Source organism: Pseudomonas sp. p50(2008) (genome assembly GCF_015351605.1).
Classification (GTDB): domain Bacteria; phylum Pseudomonadota; class Gammaproteobacteria; order Pseudomonadales; family Pseudomonadaceae; genus Aquipseudomonas.
Genome location: NZ_JACMYF010000010.1, coordinates 386,287 through 392,286, shown reverse-complemented (window position 1 = coordinate 392,286; position 6,000 = coordinate 386,287). Strand labels below are relative to the sequence as shown.

Here is a 6,000-nt window from a genome sequence, read left to right as displayed (position 1 = left end):
AAGCGCTTCGACTTCAAATGCCCAATCGAAGTTATGGGCGAGGTGATGCAGAAGGCCATGGCTATGCGGCATGATGCTCCAGCTTCAATTCAATGACCGTGTTGCACTCAGCTCCTGCAACCGCCCAGTCTTGTTGATAACTCGGAGGTTTCCGGGATTTTTTAAGGCTACAAAAAGTAGTCACTCAAGCGTGCAACGCCGTATTAATGCGCTATACCCAATAGTCCCCCCACCGCACTTCTTCCATTATTGGAGGTAGGCAATGAAATTCTGCACACCCCTTGCAACGCTATTGATCACCGCAAGTCTCGTTGGCTGCACCAGCTCATCAAACCAATCAATGAACCTTCCTTTGGCAGCGACCCACAAAAACCCGGGTCATATTGCCAATGCCACGCTGACCGGCGTGGGAAATCAAACCAACTTTGACTTTTCCATCACAGGCGTTCCGCTCGGAACAATCATACCGCCGCGCCTGTACACGTTCATCAACAAAGGCAGTTGCAAGCAACCAGGCCCCGTTGCTTATGCAATGAACGACAAGGTCAATACTCAATCCGCCGCTGGCGCCGGTGGTTGGAGCTTCTACAGAAGCGCGCCGATCGCTATGGCAGATCTGCTCTCCGGCCAGTTTTCGGTTGTCGTGAGAACCTCCCCTGAAGATGGCAACGTCGATATTTTCTGCGGCGATATAGCGCAAGTAACCCGATGATGTTTGTTTAGTTCATTTGGAAATAAAGCCAATACCCTACTTGATGAATGGAGCCCGGTTTATCGGAATTATTAATGGGTGTACATACAGTTTGTAAAGCTGGCTTTACAAGACTTCCCAAAAATATTTCGAGCGACAGGTTTAATCAAAAAAACCGCACTAAACTCTTTTCGCGTCTTAACCCGTGCAAGGCTCAAGCTATAAGAAAAAATGATTCTGTACGCACTAACTGGGCGAACACTCGGTGGTAAATGCACTAAGGATCGATGTTGACGTGCACTCATCAACCGGTTGCTAACACCATGAATCAACGAGGAATCCTGGTATGGAACAGCTATTGGATCGTTTCAAGCTATCAGTTGTGTTTGCTGCACTTGTGTCATTGAACGGACTGGCCCTCGCTGCTCAAACGGAGAAGACCAACATCCTGTTCATCGTCTCCGACGATACCGGCTACGGTGACCTTGGCCCCTACGGTGGTGGGGTCGGTCGAGGAATGCCTACGCCGAGCATTGATGAGCTGGCGGCAGAGGGGGTCACTTTTTATTCTTTTTATGCTCAGCCAAGCTGCACGCCTGGTCGGGCAGCCATGCAAACCGGACGTATCCCCAATCGTAGCGGCATGACCACGGTGGCCTTTCAAGGCCAGGGCGGTGGATTGCCGGCGGCGGAGTGGACGTTGGCCTCGGTTCTCAAAACCGGGGGGTACGACACCTATTTCACAGGTAAGTGGCACTTGGGCGAAGCCGATTATGCGCTGCCCAATGCGCAGGGTTACGACGTGATGAAATACGTCGGTCTGTACCACCTCAATGCCTATACCTACGCAGACCCGACCTGGTTCCCGGACATGGATCCGGAAACCCGTGAGATGTTCCAACGGGTCACCAAGGGTGCATTGTCCGGCAAGGCGGGGGAAAAACCGGTCGAAGAATTCAAGGTCAACGGCCAGTACGTGGACACGCCTGTCGTAGACGGCAAACCCGGCGTGGTCGGCATTCCATACTTTGATAACTACGTCGAAAAAGCCGCCCTGGAGTTTCTCGACACCGCGGCTAAATCGGACAAGCCGTTTTTCATCAACGTCAACTTCATGAAAGTGCACCAGCCCAACATGCCGGCACCGGAGTTCGTTCACAAGTCCATGTCCAAGTCCAAGTACGCCGACTCCGTGGTCGAACTGGACACCCACATTGGCCGGATCATGGACAAGCTCAAGGCGCTCGGCCTGGATAAGAACACCCTGGTGGTCTACACCACCGACAACGGGGCCTGGCAGGATGTTTATCCGGACGCTGGTTACACTCCGTTCCGCGGCACCAAAGGGACGGTGCGTGAAGGTGGCAACCGGGTACCGGCGATTGCCGTCTGGCCAGACAAGATCAAGCCCGACACCAAAAACCACGAAATGCTCGGTGGCCTCGACCTGATGGCAACGTTCGCGTCCGTGGCGGGAGTGAAGTTGCCGGAAAAAGATCGCGAAGGTCAGCCCATCATCTTCGACAGTTACGACATGACGCCCGTGCTCACCGGCAGTGGCCCTTCACCGCGCAAAGAGTGGTTCTACTTTACCGAGAACGAACTGTCACCAGGCGCGGCCCGTGTCGGTAACTACAAGGCGGTGTTCAACCTGCGCGGTGACGATGGCGCGCAAACCGGCGGCTTGGCAGTGGACACCAATCTGGGTTGGAAAGGCGCCGAAAAATATGTGGCCACCGTTCCGCAAGTCTTCGACTTGTGGCAAGACCCGCAAGAGCGCTATGACCTCTTCATGAACAACTTCACCGAGCGCACCTGGACGATGGTACCGATCACGGGCGCGATCATGAAACTGATGAAAACCTACGTCGAATACCCACCGCGCAAACTGCAAAGTATGGGTTATGACGGACCTGTCACGCTGTCGCAGTACCAGAAATTTCAATCCGTGCGAGAGTCTCTGAAGCAAGAGGGCATCAACTTGCCGATGCCTGCTGGCAATTGATCAATCAGCCGAAAATTGGCGACCTCATCAGCGGTCGCCACTTCGCAAATTGAAGTTGGCGAGTATTCACCACGCTTTAAAGATAAGGCGGTGGATTTTCAAAGGTCCACCTTCTCGCGCGGTTCTAAGGGAGTAGTCCATGAAAGACATCTTGTTGGTTCGTCCGGCAATACGCTGGCTTTGGCTTCTTTTATTGTGGCCGCTGCTTTTGCAAGCGGCTGAACCTTTACCCTCTTGGCGTGAGGGCCCTTCCAAACATGCCATCGTTGAATTCGTCCAGGCAGTGACAGCTGATGGTTCCAAGGATTTTGTGCCACCTGCTGAACGCGTTGCAGTGTTCGATAACGACGGCACGCTGTGGAGCGAACAGCCGATGTATTTTCAGATGCTGTTCGCCCTTGAAGAGGTCAAGCGCCTGGCACCACAGCATCCTGAATGGCAACAACAACAGCCGTTCAAGGCAGTCTTGGAAAACGACCAGAAAACGTTGGCCGGCAGCGGTATGGAGGGTTTGATGAAGATCATCGATGCTACCCATACAGAGATCAGTACCCAAGAATTTTTGACCAATGTCCGAAAATGGCTCGCCAAGGCCGTGCATCCCAAAACCCATAAACCCTACACCGAAATGGTCTACCAGCCGATGCTGGAATTACTCGCCTATCTACGAGCCAACGGGTTCAGAACCTACATCGTTTCCGGAGGCGAAGTGGAGTTCATGCGCGCCTGGGCAGAGGAAGTATATGGCGTTCCACCGGAGCAGGTGATCGGGACTACCTTCACCGCCGAGTATCAATATAACGCCGGCAAGCCGGTAATCATGCGCATGCCCAAGCTCGCTCATAACGACGATGGCCCGGGTAAACCCGTGAGTATTGACGCGGTTATAGGCCGACGACCGATCTTCGCTTTTGGTAACTCCGATGGCGATCAGCAAATGTTGCAATGGACTGCCGCAGGCGACGGCAAACGCTTCATGGGGCTTGTGCACCACACCGACGCGCAGCGTGAGTGGGCGTACGACCGGGAGTCGAAGATAGGCAAGCTGGACAAAGCGTTGGACGAAGCCCTGGCGCAGAACTGGACGGTAGTTGATATGGCTAAAGAGTGGGGGAAAATCTACCCTTTTGATACCGCGGCGCCATGAAACCTAATGATAGAGGCCAGCACGATTGACTGCTTCGCGGCGGCTGTCTGTTTTTAGATGGACCCTAATCTCGCTGATCCTTAGCGCACGATGAAGCCGCACAGGAAGGCGCGCACGAAAACGAGACGAATTGTGAATGAACGAAAGGCGAGGGTGTCGTGACATGGCAGCAGCTGCGGAGGCTAGGGGCTGTGGTCACAACTGCGCACACGGATGTGTGCTTCTTGAACTTCAGAAACGACAAAGCCCTGAATAATCAGGGCTTTATCGGTACAAATATGGCGGAGGCGATGGGATTCGAACTCATGGACCTGTTACAGTCGACGGTTTTCAAGACCGTTGCCTTAAACCACTCGGCCACACCTCCGTTGCGTTGCGGGCGCCATAATACCTGAATGAAACACACTGTCAAACTCTCTGCGTAGCTTGTTACAGAGTGTCTGTTATGATCTTTGCGACTGAACGTTTCAAACCAACAGGAGTGTCGCCATGCGCGAACAGGATTACGCAGTTAATAACAGCGTGCAGGCTGAGCAGCTAGAGGTTAGCCGCGTCCTGCGCAACACTTACGGCTTGCTCGCTCTCACCCTCGCATTCAGCGGCGTGATGGCGTTTGTCGCTCAACAGATGCGTGTCGGTTACCCGAACATTTTCGTGGTTCTGATCGGTTTCTATGGCCTTTTCTTCCTTACCAACAAACTTCGTGATTCGGCGTGGGGCCTGGTGTCGGCTTTTGCCTTGACCGGTTTCATGGGTTTCCTGCTCGGCCCGATCCTCAACCGTTACCTGGGCATGCAGGGCGGTGCCGAGGTCGTCAGTTCGGCTTTCGCGATGACCGCACTGGTGTTCGGTGGCCTTTCGGCCTACGTACTGATCACCCGTAAGGACATGAGCTTCCTCGGTGGTTTCATCACAGCAGGTTTCTTCGTGCTGCTGGGTGCGACACTGGCAAGCTTCTTCTTCCAGATCAGCGGTTTGCAGTTGGCGATCAGCGCAGGTTTCGTGCTGTTCTCCTCGGTCTGCATTCTGTTCCAGACCAGCGCCATCATTCACGGCGGCGAGCGCAACTACATCATGGCGACCATCAGCCTGTATGTATCGATCTACAACCTGTTCGTCAGCCTGTTGCAGCTGTTCGGCATCATGAGCCGCGATGATTAATCGTCGGCCATAACTAAAAAACCCGCTCAGGCGGGTTTTTTATTGCCTGAAAATCCAGGGGGTCAGTTCACGATGATGCTGCCGTCGGCCTGCTGTCGATAAATAGTGTAGGGCAGCATCAAGGTATCGAGTGCGCCGGAAAGGACAATGTCGACCAACACAACAGCCGGCGCAGGACTGTGTTCCCCCGCATCCCGTCCTTTTTCCAGCGGTGCGTTCAAATAGCAGAAATCGTAGGTCACGCCACTGTAGATTCGCGGGACAGCGCCGCAATAGCTTTGCTGTTCCTTGAGGCTTTTGACGGCCACTTCATCGCTTCGCATGACCGTTTGAACCGTACCGCAACCCGCCAGCATCAGCGCCGCCAATGCCATTACCTGAATTTTCATGTTGCCAATCCTTAGCTGGGAAATAGTCAATCTACGGACTTTAAACCAAAACTTCACTCATTCCATTGGTGGCAACCTTCGCTTGACGGGCGTTTTCTTGACGATCGCAGTATTGGTTTCCGCATGTGTGTTAAGGCGGTCCAGCAGAGTATCCAGCTGTTCCATGGACCGCACATGCAGTCGCGCAATAAAGCAGTCGTCCCCCGTGACCTTGTCGCACTCGGTGAACTGCGGGATCGCCTGGATCTGCCGTTCAACCTCCTGCAGCTGGCCGGGCAGCGGGCGGATACGCACGATGGCCTGCAGCTGATAACCGAAACACTTGGGGTCGATCTCGACGGTATAGCCTTTGAGTACGCCCCGTTCTTCAAGACGCCGCAAACGTTCGGCGACACTAGGCGAAGACAACCCACTGATGTTCGCCAGCGCCTTGAGCGAACGCCGGGAATCCTCCATCAATGCTGTTATCAGCACTTGATCAATATCGTCGGTCATGGCGAAAGCTCTCTTAGGCAATTGATCAAATCCGCCTTTATAAAAAAGGCAGATTCGAATTCTAGCCTGCTTTTTGCGCTGGAGAAGCCTGTGGGCGAATAGGCATACTTTG

Annotated in this window: 6 protein-coding genes and 1 tRNA gene; 4 read left to right on the top strand and 3 right to left on the bottom strand. The window is 53.8% G+C overall.

Annotated features, from left to right (window positions below; all coding sequences use genetic code 11):
- Positions 1 to 262: 262 nt before the first annotated feature.
- The 3 genes from H7698_RS27040 (at position 263) to H7698_RS27030 (ending at position 3,843) form a co-directional block, all read left to right on the top strand.
- Positions 263 to 712: a hypothetical protein gene (locus H7698_RS27040; RefSeq protein ID WP_194693382.1), complete on the top strand. Its 450-nt coding sequence runs from the start codon at positions 263 to 265 to the stop codon at positions 710 to 712.
- A 325-nt stretch (positions 713 to 1,037) separates the two neighbouring features.
- Complete coding sequence (locus H7698_RS27035; protein ID WP_194693381.1) at positions 1,038 to 2,696, top strand: arylsulfatase; 1,659 nt, start codon at positions 1,038 to 1,040, stop codon at positions 2,694 to 2,696.
- Between the two features lie 139 nt (positions 2,697 to 2,835).
- Complete coding sequence (locus tag H7698_RS27030) at positions 2,836 to 3,843, top strand: HAD family hydrolase (protein ID WP_162438457.1); 1,008 nt, start codon at positions 2,836 to 2,838, stop codon at positions 3,841 to 3,843.
- Positions 3,844 to 4,122: 279 nt separating this feature from the next.
- Here H7698_RS27030 and H7698_RS27025 read toward each other — a convergent pair.
- Positions 4,123 to 4,210: transfer RNA gene (locus tag H7698_RS27025), tRNA-Ser, on the bottom strand.
- A 122-nt stretch (positions 4,211 to 4,332) separates the two neighbouring features.
- Between H7698_RS27025 and H7698_RS27020 the strand changes: the two genes are divergently transcribed.
- Entirely contained in the window at positions 4,333 to 5,004 is a 672-nt protein-coding gene (locus tag H7698_RS27020; protein WP_008006561.1) for a Bax inhibitor-1/YccA family protein, read from the top strand.
- Positions 5,005 to 5,066: 62 nt separating this feature from the next.
- On the opposite strand, the gene H7698_RS27015 is transcribed toward H7698_RS27020, so the two are convergent.
- Both H7698_RS27015 and H7698_RS27010 read right to left on the bottom strand, forming a co-directional pair.
- Positions 5,067 to 5,393: a YceK/YidQ family lipoprotein gene (locus H7698_RS27015; protein ID WP_162438458.1), complete on the bottom strand. Its 327-nt coding sequence runs from the start codon at positions 5,391 to 5,393 to the stop codon at positions 5,067 to 5,069.
- A gap of 57 nt (positions 5,394 to 5,450) precedes the next feature.
- Positions 5,451 to 5,888, bottom strand: coding sequence for an Lrp/AsnC family transcriptional regulator (locus H7698_RS27010; protein ID WP_162438459.1), 438 nt, complete (start codon positions 5,886 to 5,888; stop codon positions 5,451 to 5,453).
- Positions 5,889 to 6,000 lie beyond the last annotated feature (112 nt).